A 22,858-nucleotide genomic window follows, 5' to 3' on the forward strand; every position below is an offset into this window, starting at 1 on the left:
ACACCCCCAGAAAGTGCCTCGGCTTCCGTACCCCCGCCGAGGCATTCCAACTGTTGCACTTCGAATGTGAATCCACATGCTGACTTCCGTCAGCATGACGAGAGACGGTGAGGAGCCCTCAGCGGTGGGAACTCAGAACCGGGTGTCAGAACGCCGCGGTCAGCGACACCACCACCGTACTCGCCGCGATCGGGCTGCCGTTCTTGGTCTTCGAGAACCCCGATCCCAGATAGGCCGACTCGGATCGCGTGATGTCGGTATCGACATAGGCGACGCCGAGCGTCAGCTGCTTCCAGGTGGCGTCGACGCCCAGCAGCCAGTCGAAATACTCGCCGGTCGGCGCCAGGCTGGTGCCGTTGGGGCCGAGGCCGTCGTTGCCGTTCGAATAGCCGATGTGCGCCTTGGCGGTGAGCGGCGTGGTGGGGATGCCGACCGCGCCGTCGCCCGACAGATAGAGGTTGTCGCCGCGGTCGCCGTCCGGATGGGCCATGAAGTTGCCGAGCGAGGTCTGCTTGGGCGCGTAGAACACCCCCGCGGTCAGGTTCGCCGGACCCATCGTGCCCGACAGCTTGCCGTAGAGCTCGACCACGTCGCTCTCGTCGGCGCCGCCGGGATAGGTGTACCAGGTGACGCCGACGTCGAAGGCGCCGTCGGCGACGCTGCCCTTGTAGCCGGCGACCAGGTCGAGCTCGAGATTGGCGCCGCCGAACGTGCCCCAGCCGGCGAGGTTGGAGCCCCAGGTGGCGACGTAGAAGCCGCTCTCGTGCGCGATGGTGAGGCCGCCCTGCACCGCGACTTCCTTGTCGCTCTGCGACACGCCGCGGAAGCGATAGTCGGAAACGACGGCGGCGCTGCCGCTGACGGTGATGGGTTCGGGAGGCGCGGTGTCCTGCGCCTGGGCCGGGGAAACGCTACCGGCGGCAAACAGCGCCGCGAAGACCAATGTGGAGAAACGCATCTGACCCTCCTTCAGATGGGGTGACGGTTCTCCTCCTGCTTGCGGCCGGGGACATTCTGTCCGCATCCCCGTGACGCATCGCCAAGCTGCCGGTCACGGGGAGCGGCGACAATCGCCCAAATGCGCGATGCGCGTGATTGCCGCAGGTTGTTGCTGCGCTGCAACAGTGGCGTCAGCGCACCGCCAGGATGGCGTCGACCTCGACGACGGCACCGAGCGGCAGCACCGGCACGCCGACCGCGCTGCGCGCGTGCTTGCCGGCATCGCCGAACACCGCGACCATCAGCTCCGACGCGCCGTTGGCGACCTTGGGCTGGTCGGTGAAGCTGCCGGCGCTGTTGACGAACACGCCGAGCTTCACGACGCGCGCCACGCGGTCGAGGCCGCCGAGCGCCTTGTCGGCCTGGGCGAGCAGCATCAGCGCGCAGCGGCGCGCCGCCTCTACGCCATAGTCGAGCTCGCGATCCTCGCCGAGCCGGCCGGTCATCAGCGCGCCGTCCTGGAACGGCAGCTGCCCCGAGATGTGGAGCAGCCCGCCGGCCTCGACCGCGGGGACATAGGCGGCGACGGGCGCCGCCGCTTCGGGGAGGGTGAGGCCGAGTTCGGCCAGCTTCGCGGGGATATCGGTTGCCATGCCTGGGTCATCCCGTGCGGGGCGCCGACGGTCAAGCCTCGGCCGGCACCCCGGCGTCGAAGCGCGCGCCGATCCACGCCGCCGCCTCGCGCCAGTCGTCGATCCGCGCATGCGCGGCCGGCGCCGGCGGCACGTGCGGCGCGAGTCGCGGCTCGGACACCATGTGTAGCCGGTGGACGCCGGGCGCGTCCGCCGCCACCGAGTCGTGGTGGGTCGGCAGGTCGTCGACGAACGCGGTCACGGGGCCGCCGTGCTCGGCCACCAGCCGCGCCACCGCCGGGCCCTTGGGGCCCTGGTTGCACTCGACGCGATGGGCGATGCCATGGCCGGTGAGCTGCGCGATTCGCGGGTCGCGGCACTGGTCGCGCAAATTGGTGAGGATGACGATGTCGGCACGCTCGGCGAGCGCCGCCAGCGCCTCCTGCGCGTGCGGCACCAGCGTCTGCCGCTCCATTTCCGCCGGGAAGAAGCCGTCGATCAGCGACCACATCGTCTCGCGGGTGACGAGGTCGCCGCCGGCACGGTGGCGCATCGCCTTTTCGAAGCTGCCCAGCTCCAGCTGGAGATCGATGTCGTGGTGTTCGTCGAGCCAGGCGCCGAAGTGGCGCACCATGTGCAGCAGAACCTCGTCGCAGTCGCAGATCAGCAGGGGCTTCATCGGGTCTCCAGGGTGCGGCGGGCGCGGGTGAGGTCTTCTGGCGCGACCGCCAGCGCCTCGGCGCAGGCGATCAGGTCGGGCTCGTGGTTCTCGAGATAGCCGATCGTCGCGGCCAGGAAGGAAGGGGTGTTGGCACGCTCGCGCAAGGTCTCGGGCGCGATGCCGGTGATGTCGAGGAAGCGGCGCGCCCGCTCCGAATCGGCGACTACCCAGCTCAGCGCGCCCAATGCCAGCGTTGCCGCGGCTTCGGTGTTTGTCTCGTCGGGCGGCATGCCGTACAACCTCGGGGCAACAAATCGGGCCCGAGGACGTGACAAAAAGGGTGCTCGTTGTCGAGGACAACGAACTCAATCTGAAGCTGTTTTGCGACCTGCTGCGCGTGCACGGCTTCGCCACCGAGGCGGTGCGCGACGGGCGGGAGGCGGTGGCGCGCGCGCGCGCCTTCGCGCCGGACCTGATCATCACCGACATCCAGCTGCCGCACATGACCGGGCTGGAACTGATCGGCCGGCTCAAGCTCGACGCCAAGCTGCGCCACATCCCGATCATGGCGGTGACGGCCTATGTCGGGCGCGAGGACGAGGAGCGGATCCGCGCCGCCGGCGCCAACGCCTATGTCAGCAAGCCGATTTCGGTGCTGCGCTTCGTCGAGGAAGTGCGCGCGCTGCTGCCGAGCGAGGCCAACGACTCGCCGGCGCTGGCCGAGGCCGGCTGAGCGGCCGGGCCATCCGCCGTCGGTTCCACGCGCAAACGGCAGCGGCCCGCTTCCCGCCTCGGCCGAGCCGATGGGGAAACGGGCCGCTGCCGGATCGGCAGGCGACGGACCGCTCCGCCAGGCGGAGCGGCAGCCGATTACTTGATCTTGGCTTCCTTGAACTCGACGTGCTTGCGCGCGATCGGGTCGTACTTGCGGAAGTTCAGCTTCTCGGTCTGGGTGCGCGGGTTCTTCTTCGTGACGTAGAAGAAGCCGGTGTCGGCCGAGCTGACGAGCTTGATCTTGACGGTGGTCGGCTTTGCCATGACCCTGAAATCCTTCGGTTCGCAGTACCGGACAGCGTTGAAAAAACGAAAAGCGGCGCGCGCAAACCGCGGCCGCCCACAGGCTGGACCGCATGCGGCACGCGCCGTCGGATGTCAAGGCTGAGACCGCTTGCGCCCGGCATCCGCTTTGTTTCATCGTTCCTTCACGCAGGCAGGGCACACTGCCGCGGCAAGGCAAGGAGAGGCGGACGCGATGACCGAGGCACTGCACCCCACCACCGGATTCGAGCTGAACCTGGCCGCGCTGCGCCGCGCCACCGGGCGCGCGCCGGCCGGCGGCCTGATCGAGGCGGTGGAGGGGATCCGGCGGCTCGCCGCCGCCGAGGGGCTGGTGGCGGCGACGCCGGTGATCCGCGCGATCGATTCGGCGCTGGCGCGGGGCGAGCGCGGCGCGCTGCTACAGGGGCTGGTCACCATCCTGGAGGATGCGCTGGCGCAGCGCGGATCGAACGACTCGGGGCAGGTCTATGCCGCCGCCTGTTCGGTGCGCCTCGCCGGCTGATCCGGTTCCGCGATGGAGACGCTGGTTCCCGCCTTCGTCGCGGTGCTGATCGCGCAGCTGTTCGATCCGCCCGCACGGCTCGCGGCCGTGCTCGGCGACCGCTTTCCGGGCCGGGCGGGTGTGTTCGCCGGCGTGGCGCTGGCGCAGGTCGCCGGCTTCGCGCTGGCGGCCGGTGGCGGCGCAGTGCTCGCCGCAGGCATCAGTCCCAGCGCGCGGACGCTGGTGCTGGCGCTCGCGCTGCTGGCGGCCGGCGGAGGCGGGTTCCTTCGCCTCAAGCTCAAGGACCGGCTGGAGACCTGGCGGATCGGCGGCTTCGCCACCGCGCTGCTCGGCGTGTTCATCCTCGCGTTCGGCGATCGCAGCCAGTTTCTCGCTTTGGGCTTCGCCACCTGGGGAGGAAGCCCGGGGCTCGCGCTCGCCGGTGCCGGAGTCGCTTCGGTCGCGGCCGGCGGGGTCGCGGTGCTGCTGGGGGAGCGCGCGTGGTGCGGCTGGCCGCAGCGGCCCGCCCGAATCGCCGCCGCGGCGCTGTTCCTTATCGCCGGGCTGATCCTGGCCCTGCGTGCGCTGCGGCTCGTCTGACGCTTTCTTGATCGCGCCCCTTGAACGGGAGCCATTCGGGGCGGATTTCGTTGCCCTACCGAATTCAACCAGCGGAGGACCCAATGGCCGACACCAACCCGGCGCTCGACACCCCGACCGATCTGAACAGCAACAAGGTGCGCAGCGTCGCGGACGCGCTCAACGGCGCGCTGGCGGACTGTTTCGCGCTCTACTTGAAGACCAAGAACTTCCACTGGCACGTGTCGGGCCCGCACTTTCGCGACTATCACCTGATGCTCGACGATCAGGCGACGCAGATCCTGGGCGTGACCGACGTCATCGCCGAGCGCGTGCGCAAGACGGGCGGCACCACGCTGCGCTCGATCGGCGACATCGCGCGCCGCCAGCAGCTCTCCGACGACGACCGCGACTTCGTGGCGCCGGGCGAGATGCTGACGATCCTGCGCGACGACAATCTGAAGCTGGTCGAAGCGCTGCGCACCGCCCGCGAATCGGCCGAAGACGCCGGCGACACCGCGACCAGCAGCCTCGCCGACGAATGGATCGACCAGGCCGAGGAGCGCGCCTGGTTCCTGTTCGAGGCCGGCCGCAAGAGCTGAAGCGCCGGGGCGGGCGAGGGAACGATCGCCTGCCCCGTACGCTTGTGGTCCGGGACAATTGGAGGAACTACCATGCTGCGTTGGGCCATCATCTTTCTGATCGCCGGGCTGGTGCTCGGGGCGCTCGGCTTCGGCGGCGTCGGCGGCGCGTTCGTCGGCATCGCGAAGATTCTGTTCTTCATCGCGATCGCGATCTTCGTGGTGCTGCTGGTGCTCGGCCTGCTCGCGGGTAAGGGCGTCAAGAACGCGATAGACTAGCCGCACCGCTCGGCTATTCTCCTCGTCGGCAGCGCTGGCGCGGAGAGTCGCCGTGGGATGGTCGGGCATCGTCGCAGGGGTGTTACTGGCCTTGGCCGGTGCGCCTCAAACCCGTAGTGCGGCGCCCGGCGTCGAACCTCCCGCCGCCGATCGCCGAGTTCGCCTGGCTGACCGGGCAATGGCAGGGCGACGGCTATGGCGGCCCGGCCACCGAAGTCTATTCGGCACCGCAGGCCGGCGGCATCGTCGGCCACTTCCTCCAGGAAGACGGCAAGGGCGGCGTGCTCTTCTACGAACTGCTCCAGATCGTGCCGCGCGGGCGCTCGCTGGTCTACCGGCTGCGCCATTTCAATCCCGACCTGACCGGCTGGGAAGATGCCAGGGGCGGCAAGGCGGTCGAGTTCCCACTCGTCGCCGTCGAGGGCAGCCGCTTCTTCTTCGACGGGCTGACGCTGGTGCGCGAGGGCGCCGACGCGCTGACCGTCTGGGTCAAGATCGCCGAGGACGGCAAGCCGGCGACCGACGTGCCGTTCCGCTACCGACGGCTTCGTTGAGGCTACGCAACCAAGCGTCCGTCCGGCGGGTTGATCGGGCATGCGTGCATTCGCCGACCTGCTCGACCGACTGATCTACACCCGGTCGCGCAATGCCAAGCTCCGCCTGATCGGCGATTATCTGCGCGAAACCCCCGATCCCGATCGCGGCTGGGCGATCGCCGCGCTGACCGGCGACCTCGACCTGCCGGCGGTCAAACCCGCGACCGTCCGCGCGTTGATCGAGGCGCGGGTCGACCCGGTGCTGTTCGGGATGAGCCGCGACTTCGTCGGCGACACGGCCGAGACGGTGGCGCTGCTGTGGCCCGAGCCGGTTGCCGGCACCTCCGCCGCGACATCGGCCGAACCGCTGCCGCTGGGCGAAGTGGTCGCGACGCTCGGCGCGCTGTCGCGGGCCGAGGCGCCGCAGGTGCTCGCGGCGATGCTCGACCGGCTCGAATCGGACGAACGCTTCGCCCTGCTCAAGCTCGCGACCGGCGGCTTGCGTGCCGGGGTGTCGGCGCGGCTCGCCAAGACCGCACTCGCGCAAGGCTTCGGGCTCGACGTCGATGCGGTGGAGGAGGTGTGGCACGGCCTCGCGCCGCCCTATGCGCCGCTGTTCGCCTGGGCGGAGGGGCGCGCACCCCAGCCCGAGAGCGCGAACCTGCCGGTATTCCGCCCGTTCATGCTCGCGCATCCGCTCGACGACGGGCGGGTCGACCTCGCCGACTATGCCGCCGAGTGGAAGTGGGACGGCATCCGCGTCCAGCTCGTCCACGCCGGCGGCGAGACCCGGCTCTACAGCCGCGCGGGCGACGACATCACCGGCAGCTTCCCCGAGGTGGCGGAGGCGTTCCGCACCCCCGGCGTGCTCGACGGCGAGTTGCTGGTGAAGGGGGAGGCGCAGGGCCATTCGCTCGGCGGCGCGGAAGGGGCCGCTAGCTTCAACGCGCTCCAGCAGCGGCTCGGGCGCAAGACGGTGTCGAAGCGGATGCTGGCCGACTATCCCGCCTTCGTCCGGCTCTACGACATCCTGTTCGACGGCAGCGAGGATCTGCGCGCCTTGCCGTGGTGCGAGCGGCGCCCGATGCTGGAGCGCTTCGTCGCCGGGCTCGATCCCGAGCGCTTCGACGTGTCGCGGCTGATCGAGGCGGCGGACTTTTCGGCGCTGGAGGCGGTGCGCGAGGGCGCACGCGACGCGGCGATCGAGGGGGTGATGCTCAAGCGGCGCGACAGCCCCTATGTGGCCGGGCGCCGAGTCGGGCTGTGGTACAAATGGAAGCGCGATCCGCTCACCGCCGATTGCGTGATGATGTATGCGCAGCGCGGCAACGGCAAGCGTTCGTCCTTCTATTCGGACTACACCTTTGGCTGCTGGACCGGCGATCCGGCCGAGGGCGGCGAGCTGCTGCCGGTCGGCAAGGCCTATTCGGGTTTCACCGACGAGGAGCTGAAATGGCTCGATCGCTTCGTGCGCACCAACACGGTGCAGCGCTTCGGCCCGGTCCGCGAGGTGGAAAAGACGCTGGTGCTGGAGGTAGCGTTCGATTCGATCCACCCCTCTAAGCGCCACAAGTCGGGCCTCGCGATGCGCTTCCCCCGCATCGCCCGCATCCGCCGCGACAAGCCGGCGGCCGAGGCAGACCGGATCGACACGCTGCTCGGGATGGCGACGTAGCGCGGCCTGACACTTCCTACTCACCGTTCGCCTCGAGTAGCCGTCGAGTAGCTGCGCAAGCAGCGTATCGAGACGGCGTATCGAGAGGTCGTCTCCCCGGGCGGTACCTCGATACGAGCCCTCGATACGCGCCTACGGCGCTACTCGGTCTCTACTCGATACGAACGGGAGAGGCAGGCGGGGAGCGGAGGATTCTCAGGCCGCCCAGCCTTACTCCGCCTCCAGCGTGATCTCGAACAGCGTCGGCCACAGCTTGCCGGTGACGAACAGCCGGCGCTTGATCGGGTCCCAAGCGATGCCGTTGGCGACCGCCTCCGGGTCGGTCGCACCGACTTCGGCGATCAGCGCGGACAGATCGACCAGCCCGGTGACTTCGCCGTTCGCCGGATCGATCCGCACCAGATAGGGGCGGTGCCAGACGTTGGCGAAGATCGCGCCGTCGATCACCTCCAGCTCGTTGACGTCGCGCAAGGGTCGGCCGTTGGCGGTGACGGTCAGCTCGCGCCGCACCGCGAAGCTTCTGGAGTCGCGGAAGCGCAGCACCGGCGAGCCATCGGACTGGATCAGCGACTGGCCGTCGTGGGCGAGGCCCCAGCCTTCGCCGGTGTAGCGGAAGCTGGCGGTGCGCTTGAGCGTCCTGGCATCCCAGCGATGGCCGATGCCGGTGGTCCAGGTCAGACTAACCAGCGTGTCGCCCACAAGCGCCAGCCCCTCGCCGAACTGGTCGGCCGGCAGCGTCGCGCGCGCCAGCACCGTGCCGTCCTCCAGCCGCACGCGCCGGACCTCGGAGCGGCCCTGGAGGCCGATGCTCTCGTAGAGTGCGCCGTCGTGCCACAGCAGCCCCTCGGTGAAGGCGGCCGGATCATGCGGGTAGCGTGCGACGATTCGTGCGGCGATCGGATAGACCGGTGCCGGTGCCGCCGCGGCTGTCGCTGTCGGCGGGGGGGCGACCTGCCCGGTCGCGGCGACGGGGGCAGGGGCGCCCGAAACCAGTATCGCCGCGACGGCAAGAACCGACGCGGCGATACGGTTGCGGAACCGCCTGGCCGGCAAGCGGCCGGACGGCATCCGAAATCAGCCCTTGGGCTGGAGGTTCACCGCGGCGTGCTTGCCGCGACGGTCCACCTCGAGCTCGAACTCGAGCTTGTCGCCCTCGTTGAGCGTGGGCATGCCCGCGCGCTCGACGGCCGAGATGTGCACGAACGCGTCCGGCTGGCCGTCGTCGCGCTGGATGAAGCCGAAGCCCTTCATCGCGTTGAAGAACTTGACCGTGCCCGACGCACGCTCGCCGGTCAGCTGACGCTGCGGGCCGCCCATGCCGCCGCCGCGCGGGCCGGCATCGCGATCCCGCGGCGCGCCGCCGCTGTCGGAAACCGGCATCGGCTCGCCGTCGATCTTCAGCTCGGTGGCCGAGATGCGACCGCCGCGATCGACCAGCGTGAAGCCAAGCGGCTGCCCTTCGGCAAGACCGGTCAGGCCGGCCTGCTCGACTGCGGAAATGTGGACGAACACGTCCTCGCCGCCGTCGTCGCGGACGATGAAGCCGAAGCCCTTCTGCCCGTTGAAGAATTTCACGACACCCGTGGCTTCGCCGACGACCTGCGGGGGCATGCCGCGGCCACCGCCGCCGCCGCCACCCCGGAAGCCGCCGCCGCCACCGCCGAAGCGATCGCCGCCGCCGAAGCCACCGCCGCCACCGCCGAAGCGATCGCCACCGCCGCCGTAGCCGCCGCCACCACCGCCGAAGCGATCGCCGCCGCCGCCACCGTAGCCGCCCCCGCCGCCGAAGCCACGGTCGCTGTAGCCGCCGTAGCTCTCGTCACCGAAACCGTCGCGCTTGTCCTTGCCGCGCCCGCCGCGGCGCCCTCGATCGAAACTCATTGCCCTGTTCGTCTTCCCGGCTCGCCCAAATCCTCACCATCAGAACCCAAGCGTCGGACGAAGGACGCAGGTCTCTGGGCGCACAGGCAGATGCGCCACGACGCCACCATAGCGAAAACGCACGAAGCCGGAAACGTTTTCGACATTTTAAGGGCGCACGCCGCATCTTACGCGCCCAACCGTTGCCAACACGGCACAGCCGGACGCAACATAAGTGAATCGAACCGGGCTTCGGAAGGGCGTTGCTGCCCCAATTTCGCCCTCCAGTTGCGAATCGCTCGCGCCCGAGTCGCGGCGCCGCCACCGGCCGCCGCGATGCACCGACCCATTGAGCCGGGTCGGCGAAGCGTCTAGGCGTCGGCGATGGCTGTATATCTGCACGAAGAAGACCTGCCCGCCGATCTGTTCGCGCCGGGCGCCGACGTCGCCGTCGACACCGAGACGATGGGGCTGCACACCCACCGCGACCGTCTGTGCGTGGTGCAGATCTCCGACGGACGCGGCGACGAGCATCTCGTCCGCTTCGCCGCCGGCAGCGACTATGCCGCGCCCAACCTGCGCGCGGTGCTGGGCGACTCCGACCGGGTCAAGCTCTACCATTTTGCGCGCTTCGATCTCGCCGCGATCCGCCACTATCTCGAGACGGTGGCGGCGCCGGTCTATTGCACCAAGATCGCGTCGCGGCTGATCCGCACCTACACCGACCGCCACGGCCTCAAGGAGCTGGTGCGCGAACTGCTGGGGCAGGAGATTTCGAAGGCGCAGCAGTCGTCCGATTGGGGCGCGCCGGTGCTGAGCGACGCGCAGAAGGAATATGCCGCGTCCGACGTGCGCTATCTCCATGCGATGCGCGAGGAGCTGAACCGCCGCCTCGTCCGGGAAGGCCGCGCCGAACTCGCCCAGGCGTGCTTCGACTTCCTGCCGCATCGCGCCGATCTCGACCTCGCCGGCTGGCCCGAGGTCGACATCTTCGCGCACATGTAAGCCGGACGCCGTGTCGGAGATCGCACGCCGCGAACGCACGCTGCGCCAGCATTGGGCGCTCCCCGGCAGCCGTCACGACCGGCTGATCCGGCTGCTGCTGGTCGTGCTGCCGGTGGGGATCGGCGTGCTCGCCGCCTTCCTGGTGCTCGCTCCCTTGTTCATGCGCGGCGACGTCAGCTTCGTGCTCGACAAGAACAAGGTCGAGGTCGCCCAGGAGCGGATGCGGCTGCAGGCGGCGCGCTACACGGGGGAGGATGCCAAGGGGCAGGCGTTCGCGCTCACCGCCGGCTCGGCGGTGCAGAAGAGCTCGGCGGAGCCGATCGTCCAGCTCGACCGGCTCGCCGCCGAGATCCAGCTCACCGACGGTCCCGCCCGGCTCAACGCCAACCACGGCCGCTACGATCTCGACAGCGAGCAGGTCGCGATCGACGGCCCGATCGCCTTCCGCGCCGCCGACGGCTACCGCCTCGACACCAGCGACGCGACCGTCGACCTGAAGACCCGCAAGCTGCGCAGCGGCGGCGCGGCCGAGGGCACGACGCCGATGGGAACCTTCAGCGGCGACCGGCTTTCGGCCGATCTCGAGGCGCATACCGTGCGGCTCGACGGCAATGCCCGCTTGCGCATCCAGCCCGGGCGAACGAAGTAGGCGTCCATGAACCGTGTCTCGCTCCTCCTCGTCGCTGCGGCGCCCCTCGGACTGCTGGCCGCCCATGCCGCGGTGGGGCAGGTACGTCACAACTCGAATGCGCCGATCGACTTCAGCGCCGCCTCGATCGAGCTGCAGGATCGCGCCAACCGTGCGATCCTGACCGGCGGCGTCACCATCCGTCAGGCGACGATGACGCTGACCGCCGATCGCGTGACCGTCGCCTATACGGGGCAGGTCGCACAGGGATCGCCGCAGGCGTCGCGCCTGGATGCCGCGGGGAACGTCACCGTCACCCGACCGGATCAGACCGCCAAGTCGCGGTTCGCCGTCTACGACGTGAACCGTCGGGTGGTGACGATGATCGGCAACGTCTCGCTGACGCAGGGTACCAACCGGCTGAGCGGCGGGCGGCTGTCGATCGACCTCGACACCGGCCGCGCGACCATCGACGGCTCGGGCGTAGCCTCCGGCTCGGCAGCCACACCGGGCGGCGTGACCCAGCAGGGCGGCCGGGTGAGCGGCAGCTTTTCGGTCCCCAAGCGCGACTGACGCACGGCCGGGCGACGGGGCGGCACGCGGACGTGCGTGCCCTCTTTCCCTGAGCCGCGGAATCATGCACCAACCTTGCCGGCGGCGCGCGTCTGGATCGCCCGCCGCCCCGGCCCGGAGCCCCTGATGGACGATGTGACCACCCTAGCCAGCCCGACCACGGCGCCCCATGCGGAGCCGACGATGGCGCACGGCCTGTCGGTGGTGTCGATCGCCAAGTCCTACGACAAGCGCGTGGTGCTGTCCGACGTGTCGATGTCGGTCGGCCGCGGCGAGGTCGTCGGGCTGCTCGGCCCCAATGGTGCTGGCAAGACGACCAGCTTCTATTCGGTGATGGGGCTGGTGAAGCCCGATGCCGGACGCATCATGCTCGACGGCGACGACATCACCGCGCTGCCGATGTACCGCCGCGCGATCCTGGGGCTGGGCTATCTGCCGCAGGAGACCTCGATCTTCCGCGGGCTAACTGTCGAGAAGAACATTCTGGCGGTGCTCGAACTCGCCGAACCCGATGCCAAGGCGCGCGGCGCGCGGCTGGAGCAGCTGCTCGACGAATTCGGCCTCACCCGGCTGCGCGACGCGCCGGCGATGGCGCTGTCGGGCGGCGAGCGGCGACGTGCCGAGATCGCGCGTGCACTCGCGGCCGACCCGTCGATCATGCTGCTCGACGAGCCGTTCGCGGGCATCGACCCGATCTCGATCGCCGACATCCGCGACCTGGTCGGTCAGCTGAAGCAGCGCGGCATCGGCGTGCTCATCACCGACCACAACGTCCGCGAGACGCTCGACATCGTCGATCGCGCCTACATCATCTACGACGGCCGGGTGCTGTTCACCGGCTCGCCCGAGGAACTGGTCGCCGACGCCAACGTCCGCCGCCTGTACCTGGGCGAGAGCTTCTCGCTCTGAGCCATGATCCGCGCCGGTCGCCTTTCGCGTCGCGTGGGGGACCGGACCGGTGAACGCGTGCGGGTGCGGCGCGGCTGATGTCGCTCGCGCCCCGCCTCGATCTTCGCCAGTCGCAGTCGCTGGTGATGACGCCGCAGCTGCAGCAGGCGATCCGCCTGCTCGCGCTCTCCAACCTCGAAATCGAAGGCGTGCTTGCCGAGGAGATCGAGCGCAATCCGCTGCTCGAAGCCGGCGGTGATGAGGGCGGCGGCGAGGATGTCGCTCCCGAGGAGTCCGCGGTCGTCCGCGACGAGCCTGCCGGCGCCGACGAGCTGGTGCTGGTCGGCGAAGCGAGCGGCGAGGCGCTCGACGTCGACCTTGCCGCCGACGCCTTCATCGACGACGGGCCGGGCGATTCGATCGGCGGGCTCGACGGTGGCCTGGGGGCGAGCGGCGCGAGCGGCTCGGCGCTGCCCGAGGATGCGCTCGACTTCGACGGGCTCGCCGCCGACGGTCCCTCGCTCGCCGACCATCTGCTCGCCCAAGCGGGGGCGGTGCTGTCGGGGTCGGCGCTGTTCCTCGCGCAGCAGCTGATCGACCGCATCGACGAGTGCGGCTATCTGACCGGTTCGCTGCTCGACGTCGCCAATCGGCTCGGCGTGCCGCTGGTGGAGGTCGAGGCGGTGCTTGCGACCATCCAGACCTTCGACCCGACCGGGGTCGGCGCGCGCAGCCTTGCCGAATGTCTGGCGCTCCAGGCCAGGGAAGCGGACCGCTACGATCCGTGCATGGCGCGGCTGATCGACAATCTCGATCTGGTCGCGCGCGGCGCGCTGCCCCAGCTCAAGCGGCTGTGCGACGTCGACGACGAGGATCTGGCCGACATGATCCGCGAACTACGCGGCTACGATCCCAAGCCTGGCTGCCGCTTCGGCGGGGAACGCGCGCCGGCGGTGGTGCCCGACCTGTTCGTCGCGCCGCGCGGAGCGGGATGGGCGGTCGAGATCAACGGCGCGACGCTGCCGCGGCTGCTGGTCAACCGCGCTTATTACGTCGAGCTGGCCGGCGGGCGGCAGGACAAGGGGTCGCGCGCCTGGCTGTCCGAATGCCTCGCCAGCGCCAACTGGCTGGTGAAGGCGCTCGACCAGCGCCAGCGCACGATCGTCAAGGTCGCCGCCGAGATCGTCAAGCAGCAGGAAGGCTTTTTCCGCAAGGGCGTCGCGCACCTCCGCCCGCTGACGCTGCGCCAGGTTGCGGAGGCGATCGAGATGCACGAATCGACCGTCAGCCGGGTGACCTCGAACAAATATCTCAGCTGCGCGCGCGGGCTGTTCGAGCTGAAATATTTCTTCACCTCGGCGATCCAGTCCGCCGACGGCGGCGAAGCGGTGTCCGCCGCCGCGGTGAAGAACGCGATCAAGACGCTGATCGCGGCGGAGGATCCGCGCAAGATTCTGTCCGACGACACGCTGGTCGAGCTGCTCAACGCCAAGGGCTTCGACATCGCCCGGCGCACGGTGGCGAAATATCGCGAGGCGATGGGGATCGGTTCGTCGGTGCAGCGGCGGCGGCAGAAGGCGCTGCAGGGGGCGTAAGACACCCTCTCCCTACCGTCATGCTGACGCAAGTCAGCATCCAGACGCGCAACGCCCGAGAGGTTCGCGACCGCTGCGGCAATGGATCCTGACGTCCGTCAGGATGACGAATCCGGGAGCGGCCTCATGCCGATTTTCGCACCCTCAATCGTCCTCGTCCTCATACCCCACCAGGTCGAGCGCCCTCGCGCGGATCTGCCGCATGCTGCACCAGTGGACCAGCGCATCCTCGCGGCCGTGGGTCACCCAGACCTCCTGCGGCGCGATCTCCTCGATCGTGCGGGTGAGCTCATCCCAGTCGGCGTGGTCGGAGAGGATGATCGGCAGCTCGACGTTGCGCTGGCGGGCGCGCTGGCGGACCCGCATCCAGCCCGAGGCCATCGCCGTGATGGGATCGGGCAGGCGGCGCGACCAGCGGTCGTTGAGCGCCGAGGGCGGCGCGAGGATGATCTTCCCCGCCATTTCCGCCTTGCTCGCCCCGGCGACCGGACGCAGCTCGCCCAGGTGAACGCCATGCGCGACATAGAGGTCGCATAGCCGCTGGAGCGCGCCGTGGAGGTAGATGGGCTCCTCGTGCCCCATCGCGCGTGCCTCGGCGATCACTCGCTGCGCCTTGCCGAGCGCATAGGCGCCGACCAGCACGCAGCGCTCGGGCTCGGCGCGCAAGGCGGCGAGCAGCTTGTCGATCTCGTCGCGGGTCTCGGGATGGCGGAACACCGGCAGGCCGAAGGTCGCCTCGGTCACGAACACGTCGCAGGCGACCGGCTCGAACGGCGTGCAGGTGGGATCGGGGCGGCGCTTGTAGTCGCCCGACACCACCACCCGCTCGCCGCGATGCTCCAGCAGGATCTGCGCCGATCCCAGTACATGGCCGGCGGGCACGAACGACACCTGGATGTCGCCCAGCCGGATCGTCTCGCCATAGCCGACCGGCGTGCCGGTCTGCGTACCGTAGCGCGCGTCCATGATCGCCAGCGTCTCGGGCGTCGCCCACACGCGCTGATGCCCGCCGCGGGCGTGATCGGCATGGCCGTGCGTCACCAGCGCGCGCGGCACCGGCTCGGACGGGTCGATCCACGCATCGGCGTGCGGCAGGTAGATGCCTTGCGGCTTGGGTTCGATCCATTCGGCAAGTCGGGCCATGTCGGCCCAACGCACGAGCGGCGCTGCGGAGCCGCGATGGATCGAAGCCGCACCCCGCATCGTTTACAAGGCCTGCGGTAGAGGAGAGCGAGCGATGGCGGACGGAACGAGCCTGTGGGGCCTGCTGACGATCATCGGGCCGATCGTGCTGTTGGCGGTGATCGTCTGGGCGGTGCTCAACAATCGCGTCTCGCGCCGCCGCGACGCGGAGAGCGAGCGCGCCACCGCCGAACTCTACGACGAGCAGGACCGGATTGACCGCGAGAGGGACGCGCGCTGATCCCTTTCGAACGGGGCGGCGGATCGCCACATCCCTAGCGTGAGTCCCGTCGTTCCCGACCTTCCCGATCCGATCACCCGCTGGTTTGCCGAGCGCGGCTGGTCGCCGCGCCGTCACCAGTGCGAGATGCTCGCCGCCGCGCGCGCCGGCCGCCACGCGCTGCTGGTCGCCCCCACCGGTGCGGGCAAGACGCTCGCGGGCTTCCTGCCGACGCTCGCCGAACTGGCCGAGACGCCGGAGGAGGGGCTGCACACGCTTTATATCTCGCCGCTGAAGGCGCTGGCGGTCGATGTGCAGCGCAACCTGCTCAACCCCATTGCCGAAATGGGTCTCGACATCCGGGTCGAGACGCGCACCGGCGACACGCCCTCCGATCGCAAGGCGCGTCAGCGGGTCAAGCCGCCGCACGTCCTGCTGACGACACCCGAATCGCTCAGCCTGCTGCTGTCCTACCCCGATGCCGGCCGGCTGCTCGGGCAATTGCGCACAGTGGTGATCGACGAGGTCCATGCCTTTGCCGCGGGCAAGCGCGGCGACCTGCTCGCGCTCGGCCTCGCGCGGCTGCAGCGGCTCAACCCGGCGCTGCGCCGAGTCGCGCTATCGGCGACGGTGGCCGATCCCGACGACTATCGCGCCTGGCTCGCTCCGCACGGCGACATCGACGCGGTGACGCTGGTCCAGGGCGACCCCGGCGCCGATCCCCGCATCGACATCCTGCTGCCGGAGGGGCGCATCCCCTGGTCCGGCCACTCGGGCCGCTATGCTGCGCCCCAGGTGATGGCCGAAATCGAGGCCCATGCCACCACCATCGTCTTCTGCAACACCCGCAGCCTGGCCGAGCTGATCTTCCAGGACCTGTGGAAGTCGAACGAGAAGGGCCTGCCGATCGGCGTCCACCACGGCAGCCTGGCGGTGGAGGCGCGGCGAAAGGTCGAGCAGGCGATGGCCGACGGCCGGCTGCGCGCACTGGTCGCGACCGCCAGCCTCGACCTAGGCGTCGACTGGGGCAATGTCGATTGCGTGATCCAGATGGGCGCGCCCAAGGGCTCGTCGCGCCTGCTCCAGCGGATCGGCCGCGCCAACCACCGACTCGATGAACCCTCCGAGGCGGTGCTCGTGCCGGGCAACCGCTTCGAATATCTCGAGGCGCGCGCTGCGCTCGATGCCGTGGAGGCGGGGGAGCTCGATGCCGAGCTGTTCCGCCCCGGCGCGCTCGATGTGCTCGCGCAGCATCTGATGGCCTGCGCCTGTGCCGAGCCCTTCGATGCTGCGGATATGCTGCACGAGGTGCGCGCAGCATTGCCCTATTCCGCGCTCGACGCGGAGACGTTCGAACGCGTGCTCCACTATATCGCGGAAGGGGGGTATGCGCTGCGCGCCTACGACCGGTTCAAGCGGCTGACGAAGGGCGCCGACGGGCTGTGGCGGGTCAGCCACCCGCGCTTCGTGCAGCAGCATCGCCTCAACGCCGGCATCATCGTCGACGCGCCGACGCTCGACGTGCGCTTCCGCAACGGGCGCAAGCTGGGAACGGTGGAGGAGTATTTCGCCTCCACGCTGTCGACCGGCGACACCTTCTTCTTCGCCGGGCTGAGCCTGGAGGTCGAGCGGATCGAGCTCACCGACCTGATCGTGCGCGCGACCAGCCGGCCGGCGCGCATCCCCACCTATGTCGGCACGCGCATGGCGCTGTCGACCAACCTCGCCCAGCGCGTGCGCAGCTTCCTGCACGATCGGTCGCAATGGCCGCGATTTCCGGACGACGTGCGCGAGTGGCTGGAGATCCAGGGCCGCCGATCGCGCCTGCCCGAGCCCGGCCAGCTGCTGGTCGAGACCTTCCCCCATGACGGGCGCCACTACATGGTCGCCTACAGCTTCGAAGGGTGGAACGCGCACCAGTCGCTCGGCATGCTTGTCACGCGGCGGATGGAGGCGATGGGGCTGAAGCCGATCGGCTTCGTCTCCAACGACTATGCGCTCGCCTGCTACGGGCTGGAGCCGATCGACGACCCTGCGGCGCTGTTCTCGCCCGACATCCTCGAACACGAGTTCGTCGAATGGGTGCAGGGCTCCAACCTGCTCAAGCGCGCATTCCGCGAGGTGGCGGTGATCGGCGGGCTGGTCGAGCGTCAGCATCCCGGCAAGCGCAAGTCGGGCAAGCAGGTCACCTTCTCGACCGACCTGATCTACGACGTGCTGCGCAAATACGAGCCGAGCCATCTGCTGCTCCAGGCGGCGTGGGAGGACGCGCGCGCGCGGATGACCGACGTGGGCCGGCTGGCGACGCTGCTGGAGACGGCGCAGGCGCGCATGCTCCACGTGCCGCTGGAGCGGATCAGCCCGCTGGCAGTGCCGGTGATGGTGCTGATCGGCCGCGAGCAGGTGCCGCAGGGCAGCGCCGACGACGCGCTGCTCACCGAGGCCGAGGCGCTGGCGGCGGAGGCGATGCGGCTGGATTGACGGCAGGGTGCCCCCACAGCGCCCCGCCGTCATCCTGACGAAAGTCAGGATCTCGTGCCGCCAGGACGGAGGCTGCGGCACGAGATCCCAGCTTCCGCTGGGATGACGGAGGAGTGGTAGGCCAGCCTACTCCTGCTTGCGCGCCTGCCAGCGCAGCAGGAAATACCCCGCCGTCCCCGCGAGTGCCGAGGCGCAGAGCACCGCCAGCGACGCTTCCTCGCGGAGCGCGCCTTCGCCGAAGGCGAGGCCGGCAACGAACAGCGAGAGGGTGAAGCCGATGCCCGCGAGCGCGCCGACCGCGACGATCATCCCCCAGGTCACCCGCTCCGGCAGCGCGGCGAGGCCCAGCCGGGTGCCGAGCGCGGAGAAGGTGAGGAAGCCGAGCGGCTTGCCGAGCGCCAGCCCGGCGGCGACGCCCAGCGCCAGCGTCGAGCCGAGCGATTCGGCGATCAGCTCGCCGCTCAGATGGATGCGCACGTTGCTCATCACGAACAGCGGCAGCACCAGATAGCTGACCCAGGGATTGAGCAGCCCCACCAGCCGCTCGCCGGTAACGTCGGTGGCGGAGGTCATCTCGTCGAGATAGCCGAGATGCTTCTCGACCCGGTGCTGCGCCGTCTCTTCCGCCTGGGGATCGTCGGCGACCGCCTGCCGCTCGCGATAGGCGCGCTGGAAGCGGTCGACGCGATCCTGCACGCGCGCGGCGAAGCGCTCCTCGTCGAGCCGCGGGGCGACGGGGGCGACCAACCCGACCACCACTCCGGCGATCGTGGCGTGAACTCCCGATTCGAAGATGCCGGCCCACACCAGCATCGCCAGCAGGACATAGGGCAGCGATGAAACCCAGCGCAGTCGCCGCAGCGCCAGCATCGCGGCGAAGGCGCCGCCCGCGACCGCCAGCCCAGTGGGATCGAAGCCGTGCGAGTAGGCGAAGGCGATCACCAGCAAACCGCCCAGATCGTCGATCGCCGCGAACGCCAGCAACAGCGCGCGGACCCCCGCCGGAAGGCTGCCGGCGAACATCGCCATCAGCGCCAGGCCGAAGGCGGTGTCGCTGGTGACCACCGCCCCCCAGCCGGCGGCCCCCGCACCGCCACCGCCGATCGCGAAGAACAGTGCCACCGGCACCACCATCCCGCCGATCGAGCCGAACAGCGGGAAGGCGGCGGTGCGCCACTCGGACAGCTCGCCCTTGACCAGTTCGCGCTTCACGTCGGTGCCGATGATGATGAAGAACAGCGGCAGCAGCGCCTGGTCGATCCATTCGGCCAGGCTCTGATGCACGCGGGCGTGGCCGAATTCGAGCCGCAGCTGCGTGTCCCAGAAGCGCTCCCAGCCCGGCACCAGGCTGGTGCTGGTGCAGACGAGTGCGACGATCGTCGCGATGAGCATCGGCCCGCCGGAGATCTCGCTGCCCGCGAAAAACGGGGCGACGCGGTCGAGAAACGCACGCGCCGCGATCGACTGATGCGCGCGCGCATGCGCCTTTCCGGCGAGGCGGGGCCTGATTGCCATCGGCGGAGGGACGCGGGAGAACGGGGTTCGTTCCCCAGCCCGGCGACGGGCAGGGCGGAAGCCGTTGAAAAACGGCCGGATGCCCGCACGCAGCGCCGCTTGCGGCGGCGGGCGCGGCGGGGCATAGCGCGGGCATGGTTCGCTTTTCGTTCGCGGGGCACGAGCTGGTCGCACTGACCGCGGGGGCGCTCTACTGGCCCGCGCGCCGCGCGTTGCTGGTCGCCGACCTGCACTTCGAGAAGGCGAGCTGGTTCGCGCAGTTCGGGCAGATGCTGCCGCCCTACGACTCGCTGGCGACGCTCGACGCGCTGGAGGCGGTGGTGGCGCGGGTGGCGCCGGCGGAGCTGTGGTGCCTGGGAGACAGCTTCCACGATCCGCAGGGCTGCGCACGGCTGCCGTCGGCGGCGCAGGCGCGGCTGCGCGCGCTCACCGCCGGCTGCCGCTGGACCTGGATCACCGGCAACCACGACGCCGGCTTCGCCGATCCGTGCGGCGGCGCGGTGCTGGAGGAGGCGGAAGTCGACGGGCTGGTGCTGCGCCACGAGGCCGATCCGGCCGAGACCCGCCCGGAGCTGTCGGGGCATTTCCACCCCAAGCTGCGGGTGACGGTGCGCGGCCGCACGATCGCGCGGCGCTGTTTCGTCGCGACTCCGACCAAGCTGGTGCTGCCGGCGTTCGGATCGCTGACCGGCGGACTCGAACCGCACCATCCCGAGATCGTCCGCGCCGTCGGCAGGGGTGCGCAAGCGCTGGTCGCGCTGGAGGACCGGCTGCTGCGCTTCCCCGTCGCCGCCTGAGGCTTAGCGCTCCGCGCCGCAGCGGATCGTCGCGGTGCCCCGCAGCTGGCACTTGGGCGTGCCCTCCACCTCGACGCTGCCCGCGCCGTTGGCGGTGACGTCGGCGGTGAGGCGCGCGCGGAAGCGGCCGGTGCCGGCGCCCTCGCTGCGGACCACCAGCTCGCGGGCGTCCAGCCCGGCGGCATCGAACGTGCCCGATCCGCTTGACGACAGTCGCGCCTGTCGCGCGGTGCCACCGAGCGTCAGCGTGCCGGTCCCGACCAGCGTGCCGACGAGCTGCTCGGCCGCGACCGCCGATGCCGTCAGCGTTCCCGAGCCGGTGAGCAGCGCCTCGACCCGCGGGCCGGCGAGACGATCGATCGAGGTTCGTCCGCCACCGGTCGCGGCGACACTCTGCAACGCTGCCGCGGTGGTAATGCGGATCGTCACCGGACCGCCGCGGGCGGCGAACCCGTCGCGGGTCGTGGGGGCAGAGCGGATCGTCAGCACGCCCGAGTTGACCTGTACCACGACGCCCTCGGTGTCGCGGCGGTCGCCCCGCAACTCCGCGCCCGTGCGGCCGCCCGTCACCACCTCGACGGCATAGGGCCCGGTCACGCGCAGCCGGTCGAACGCGGTGAGCATGACGGTGCGGGCCGGGGCCGCCTGAAGCACGGGGGCGGGCGCGGCGCCGGTCAGGACGAGCGGGAGCGGCAGGATCGGCATGACGGCCTGCATCGCACCCGCGGATCGGGCTTGGCAAGCATGCCGATCAATCGCCGCAGCGTAGCGTTCCCGTACTCCGCCGGACCGCCGTGCAGCGCGCCATCGGCCCCAGGTCGACGGTGCCCGCGCCGTGGAGCGCGACCGACGCGGCCCCGGCGACGTGGGCGGCGATCTCCCCCGATCCCGCCAGGACCACCGACGCCCGGTCGGCGTGGAGCTCGGCGGCGGCGATGTCGCCCGATCCGCTGGTCGACGCAACCAGCATCCCCACCGTACCCGCGGCGGCGATCGTGCCCGATCCCGTGTTGGTCAGCGTCGCACGCCTGCCTTCCAGCATGCCGGCGGTGAGGTCGCCCGATCCGCTGGCGGTCCCCTCGAACTCCTCGGCGCGGTCGAGCATCACCGCGCCCGAACCGGCGGCGGCGGCGGCGTGGATCGCCGGCATCCGGACGCGCACGACCGCGGTCTCGGTCGAGGGCCACCAGCCCTGGTGGGGCTTGCGCGCGATCCGCAGCGTCTCGCCGGCGCGGCGCACTTCCAGCCGGTCGAGCGTCGCCGGGGCGCCCTGCGCCTCCACCGCGAAGTCGCTGCCGGTGTGGACCTCGACCTCGTCGGGCCCGTCAAGCGCGACCGAGGTGAAGTCGCGCGCCGCGAAGCGCTTCGTCGTGCCGGGGGCGGACGAGTTGCCTGGGCCGCCCGCCGAGCATGCGACCACCGCCAGAGAGATCAGGGATACCCGCCACGCCATTCGAAACCCCCGATCCAGTGTCGGCGGCCCGATAGGGGCATTGTTGCGGTGCAGCAACGAAAAAGGGCGGCCTTTTGACCGCCCTTTTCCAAGTCCGTCGAGGAAGCCGCGGGTCAGGCCGCGGTCTTCTCCTTGTTGTAGATCGCGGCGGCCGCACGCAGGATGTCGAGGATCTTGTCGAGCGCCTTGGGCTCCTCGACCTCTTCCATCGCCGCCAGCTCGCGCGCGAGACGGCTGGCCGCCGCCTCGAAGATCTGCCGCTCGGAATAGCTCTGCTCGGGCTGGTCGTCGGCACGGAACAGGTCGCGGACCACCTCGGCGATCGACACCAGGTCGCCCGAGTTGATCTTCGCTTCGTATTCCTGGGCGCGGCGCGACCACATGGTGCGCTTGACCTTGGGCTTGCCCTTCAGCGTGTCGAGCGCCTCACGCAGCGTCTTGTCCGACGACAGCTTGCGCATGCCGACGCTCTCGGCCTTGTTGGTCGGCACGCGGAGCGTCATGCGCTCCTTTTCGAAGCGGAGCACGTACAGCTCCAGCTGCATGCCCGCGATTTCCTGTTTCTGGAGCTCGATGACACGGCCGACGCCGTGCTTGGGATAAACGACATAATCGCCGACATCAAAGGACAGCGCCTTGGCAGCCATTGGTAGCCTTTCGTGTACGGTTCGCCCCGGGGTGGCGCCGAAACAAGGAGGGGCTCAGGGCCGGTCCGCGTCGGGCTGGGGCAATACTTGAGGGTGCGTCTCCAGCCGGTGGGCAGCGAATGCCCCCGTCGCGCAACTATATAGCATCGCCGCAGCAAAAATGCCAGCGGCGAGTTGCCGGACTCGCGAAAAGCGGGCCCGCGATCGGGGAAAATCCGGATGGGACGGCGGCGCAGCCGCCGCGCGGGCTCAGTCGCCGGCGCCGGGCTCGGGCGAGAAGAACTTGTCGTACTTGCCCTCCACGCCCTTCATCGCGTCGGCGTCGGGCGGGGTCTGGTCCATCTTGCGGGTGACGTTGGGCCACTGCGCGGAGAAGGTCGTGTTGAGCTCCATCCACTGTTCCAGCCCGCTTTCGGTGTCGGGCAGGATCGCCTCCGCCGGGCATTCCGGTTCGCACACGCCGCAGTCGATGCATTCGGACGGATTGATGACGAGCATGTTCTCGCCCTCGTAGAAACAATCCACCGGACACACCTCGACGCAGTCCATGTACTTGCAGCGGATGCAGGCGTCGGTGACGACGTAGGTCATT

28 protein-coding genes are annotated in these 22,858 nt (G+C 70.0%); 15 read left to right on the forward strand and 13 right to left on the reverse strand.

Going from position 1 to position 22,858, the window contains the following annotated elements; genetic code table 11:
• Positions 1-145: 145 nt before the first annotated feature.
• The 4 genes from ACBY01_RS07350 to ACBY01_RS07365 all read right to left on the reverse strand — a co-directional run bounded on the left by ACBY01_RS07350 (position 146) and on the right by ACBY01_RS07365 (position 2,522).
• Positions 146-958 (reverse strand): TorF family putative porin, encoded by an 813-nt coding sequence (locus ACBY01_RS07350; protein ID WP_416460155.1) that lies wholly within the window; start codon positions 956-958, stop codon positions 146-148.
• 172 nt (positions 959-1,130) lie between these two features.
• Positions 1,131-1,592, reverse strand: a complete 462-nt coding sequence (locus ACBY01_RS07355; protein WP_416460156.1) for a RidA family protein — start codon at positions 1,590-1,592, stop codon at positions 1,131-1,133.
• A gap of 31 nt (positions 1,593-1,623) precedes the next feature.
• On the reverse strand, positions 1,624-2,250 hold the full coding sequence (locus tag ACBY01_RS07360) for an HAD family hydrolase (RefSeq protein ID WP_416460157.1): 627 nt from the start codon (positions 2,248-2,250) through the stop codon (positions 1,624-1,626).
• Positions 2,247-2,522: a DUF3572 domain-containing protein gene (locus ACBY01_RS07365; RefSeq protein WP_416460158.1), complete on the reverse strand. Its 276-nt coding sequence runs from the start codon at positions 2,520-2,522 to the stop codon at positions 2,247-2,249. The genes ACBY01_RS07360 and ACBY01_RS07365 overlap by 4 nt, the downstream gene beginning before the upstream one ends.
• Before the next feature lie 38 nt (positions 2,523-2,560).
• Between ACBY01_RS07365 and ACBY01_RS07370 the strand changes: the two genes are divergently transcribed.
• A complete protein-coding gene (locus ACBY01_RS07370) occupies positions 2,561-2,965 on the forward strand; it encodes a response regulator (RefSeq protein WP_416460159.1) in 405 nt (134 codons plus the stop codon).
• A gap of 137 nt (positions 2,966-3,102) precedes the next feature.
• Here the strand turns inward: ACBY01_RS07370 and rpmG are convergent, their stop codons facing one another.
• Positions 3,103-3,270: a 50S ribosomal protein L33 gene (gene rpmG, locus ACBY01_RS07375; protein WP_416460160.1), complete on the reverse strand. Its 168-nt coding sequence runs from the start codon at positions 3,268-3,270 to the stop codon at positions 3,103-3,105.
• Between the two features lie 214 nt (positions 3,271-3,484).
• On the opposite strand from rpmG, the gene ACBY01_RS07380 reads away from it, so the two are divergent.
• The 6 genes from ACBY01_RS07380 to ACBY01_RS07405 all read left to right on the forward strand — a co-directional run bounded on the left by ACBY01_RS07380 (position 3,485) and on the right by ACBY01_RS07405 (position 7,422).
• The gene (locus tag ACBY01_RS07380) at positions 3,485-3,793 is read left to right on the forward strand and encodes a hypothetical protein (RefSeq protein WP_416460161.1); all 309 of its coding nucleotides are present in this window, start codon (positions 3,485-3,487) and stop codon (positions 3,791-3,793) included.
• A gap of 12 nt (positions 3,794-3,805) precedes the next feature.
• A complete protein-coding gene (locus ACBY01_RS07385) occupies positions 3,806-4,372 on the forward strand; it encodes a TMEM165/GDT1 family protein (protein ID WP_416460162.1) in 567 nt (188 codons plus the stop codon).
• Positions 4,373-4,455: 83 nt separating this feature from the next.
• Entirely contained in the window at positions 4,456-4,953 is a 498-nt protein-coding gene (locus ACBY01_RS07390; RefSeq protein ID WP_416460163.1) for a Dps family protein, read from the forward strand.
• A gap of 72 nt (positions 4,954-5,025) precedes the next feature.
• Complete coding sequence (locus tag ACBY01_RS07395; protein WP_416460164.1) at positions 5,026-5,211, forward strand: DUF1328 family protein; 186 nt, start codon at positions 5,026-5,028, stop codon at positions 5,209-5,211.
• Between the two features lie 98 nt (positions 5,212-5,309).
• Entirely contained in the window at positions 5,310-5,765 is a 456-nt protein-coding gene (locus ACBY01_RS07400) for a DUF6265 family protein (RefSeq protein WP_416460165.1), read from the forward strand.
• A 40-nt stretch (positions 5,766-5,805) separates the two neighbouring features.
• Positions 5,806-7,422, forward strand: coding sequence for a cisplatin damage response ATP-dependent DNA ligase (locus ACBY01_RS07405; protein ID WP_416460166.1), 1,617 nt, complete (start codon positions 5,806-5,808; stop codon positions 7,420-7,422).
• A 210-nt stretch (positions 7,423-7,632) separates the two neighbouring features.
• Here ACBY01_RS07405 and ACBY01_RS07410 read toward each other — a convergent pair whose 3' ends face one another.
• Together ACBY01_RS07410 and ACBY01_RS07415 are read right to left on the reverse strand one after the other, a co-directional pair.
• Positions 7,633-8,490 (reverse strand): glutaminyl-peptide cyclotransferase, encoded by an 858-nt coding sequence (locus ACBY01_RS07410; protein WP_416460167.1) that lies wholly within the window; start codon positions 8,488-8,490, stop codon positions 7,633-7,635.
• A gap of 6 nt (positions 8,491-8,496) precedes the next feature.
• Complete coding sequence (locus tag ACBY01_RS07415) at positions 8,497-9,303, reverse strand: cold-shock protein (RefSeq protein WP_416460168.1); 807 nt, start codon at positions 9,301-9,303, stop codon at positions 8,497-8,499.
• A gap of 363 nt (positions 9,304-9,666) precedes the next feature.
• On the opposite strand from ACBY01_RS07415, the gene ACBY01_RS07420 reads away from it, so the two are divergent.
• From ACBY01_RS07420 to rpoN, 5 genes are all read left to right on the forward strand, one after another.
• Positions 9,667-10,287: a ribonuclease D gene (locus ACBY01_RS07420; RefSeq protein WP_416460169.1), complete on the forward strand. Its 621-nt coding sequence runs from the start codon at positions 9,667-9,669 to the stop codon at positions 10,285-10,287.
• 10 nt (positions 10,288-10,297) lie between these two features.
• The gene (gene lptC, locus ACBY01_RS07425; protein WP_416460170.1) at positions 10,298-10,936 is read left to right on the forward strand and encodes an LPS export ABC transporter periplasmic protein LptC; all 639 of its coding nucleotides are present in this window, start codon (positions 10,298-10,300) and stop codon (positions 10,934-10,936) included.
• Positions 10,937-10,942: 6 nt separating this feature from the next.
• Positions 10,943-11,488, forward strand: coding sequence for an LptA/OstA family protein (locus ACBY01_RS07430; RefSeq protein WP_416460171.1), 546 nt, complete (start codon positions 10,943-10,945; stop codon positions 11,486-11,488).
• Between the two features lie 126 nt (positions 11,489-11,614).
• Positions 11,615-12,397 carry an LPS export ABC transporter ATP-binding protein gene (lptB, locus tag ACBY01_RS07435; protein ID WP_416460172.1) on the forward strand — a complete coding sequence of 261 codons (783 nt, stop codon included), beginning with the start codon at positions 11,615-11,617 and terminating at the stop codon, positions 12,395-12,397.
• A 77-nt stretch (positions 12,398-12,474) separates the two neighbouring features.
• A complete protein-coding gene (gene rpoN, locus ACBY01_RS07440) occupies positions 12,475-13,971 on the forward strand; it encodes an RNA polymerase factor sigma-54 (RefSeq protein ID WP_416460173.1) in 1,497 nt (498 codons plus the stop codon).
• Between the two features lie 144 nt (positions 13,972-14,115).
• Here rpoN and ACBY01_RS07445 read toward each other — a convergent pair whose 3' ends face one another.
• Positions 14,116-15,114, reverse strand: a complete 999-nt coding sequence (locus tag ACBY01_RS07445; protein WP_416460174.1) for a ligase-associated DNA damage response exonuclease — start codon at positions 15,112-15,114, stop codon at positions 14,116-14,118.
• A 94-nt stretch (positions 15,115-15,208) separates the two neighbouring features.
• Here ACBY01_RS07445 and ACBY01_RS07450 point away from each other — a divergent pair, with 94 nt between their 5' ends.
• Together ACBY01_RS07450 and ACBY01_RS07455 are read left to right on the forward strand one after the other, a co-directional pair.
• Entirely contained in the window at positions 15,209-15,394 is a 186-nt protein-coding gene (locus ACBY01_RS07450; RefSeq protein ID WP_416460175.1) for a hypothetical protein, read from the forward strand.
• Between the two features lie 39 nt (positions 15,395-15,433).
• On the forward strand, positions 15,434-17,854 hold the full coding sequence (locus tag ACBY01_RS07455; RefSeq protein ID WP_416460176.1) for a ligase-associated DNA damage response DEXH box helicase: 2,421 nt from the start codon (positions 15,434-15,436) through the stop codon (positions 17,852-17,854).
• Between the two features lie 126 nt (positions 17,855-17,980).
• On the opposite strand, the gene nhaA is transcribed toward ACBY01_RS07455, so the two are convergent.
• A complete protein-coding gene (nhaA, locus tag ACBY01_RS07460) occupies positions 17,981-19,369 on the reverse strand; it encodes a Na+/H+ antiporter NhaA (protein ID WP_416460177.1) in 1,389 nt (462 codons plus the stop codon).
• A 134-nt stretch (positions 19,370-19,503) separates the two neighbouring features.
• Here nhaA and pdeM point away from each other — a divergent pair, with 134 nt between their 5' ends.
• Positions 19,504-20,166, forward strand: coding sequence for a ligase-associated DNA damage response endonuclease PdeM (gene pdeM, locus ACBY01_RS07465; protein ID WP_416460178.1), 663 nt, complete (start codon positions 19,504-19,506; stop codon positions 20,164-20,166).
• 3 nt (positions 20,167-20,169) lie between these two features.
• Here the strand turns inward: pdeM and ACBY01_RS07470 are convergent, their stop codons facing one another.
• From ACBY01_RS07470 to fdxA, 4 genes are all read right to left on the reverse strand, one after another.
• Positions 20,170-20,883, reverse strand: a complete 714-nt coding sequence (locus ACBY01_RS07470; protein WP_416460179.1) for a GIN domain-containing protein — start codon at positions 20,881-20,883, stop codon at positions 20,170-20,172.
• A gap of 34 nt (positions 20,884-20,917) precedes the next feature.
• Positions 20,918-21,619, reverse strand: a complete 702-nt coding sequence (locus ACBY01_RS07475) for a GIN domain-containing protein (protein WP_416460180.1) — start codon at positions 21,617-21,619, stop codon at positions 20,918-20,920.
• Between the two features lie 113 nt (positions 21,620-21,732).
• Positions 21,733-22,266: a CarD family transcriptional regulator gene (locus tag ACBY01_RS07480; RefSeq protein WP_416460181.1), complete on the reverse strand. Its 534-nt coding sequence runs from the start codon at positions 22,264-22,266 to the stop codon at positions 21,733-21,735.
• Positions 22,267-22,515: 249 nt separating this feature from the next.
• Positions 22,516-22,857, reverse strand: coding sequence for a ferredoxin FdxA (gene fdxA, locus ACBY01_RS07485; RefSeq protein ID WP_416460182.1), 342 nt, complete (start codon positions 22,855-22,857; stop codon positions 22,516-22,518).
• Between the last annotated feature and the right edge of the window lies 1 nt (position 22,858).

The sequence above is a fragment of the Sphingomonas mangrovi genome (assembly GCF_047975845.1).
Classification (GTDB): domain Bacteria; phylum Pseudomonadota; class Alphaproteobacteria; order Sphingomonadales; family Sphingomonadaceae; genus Sphingomonas.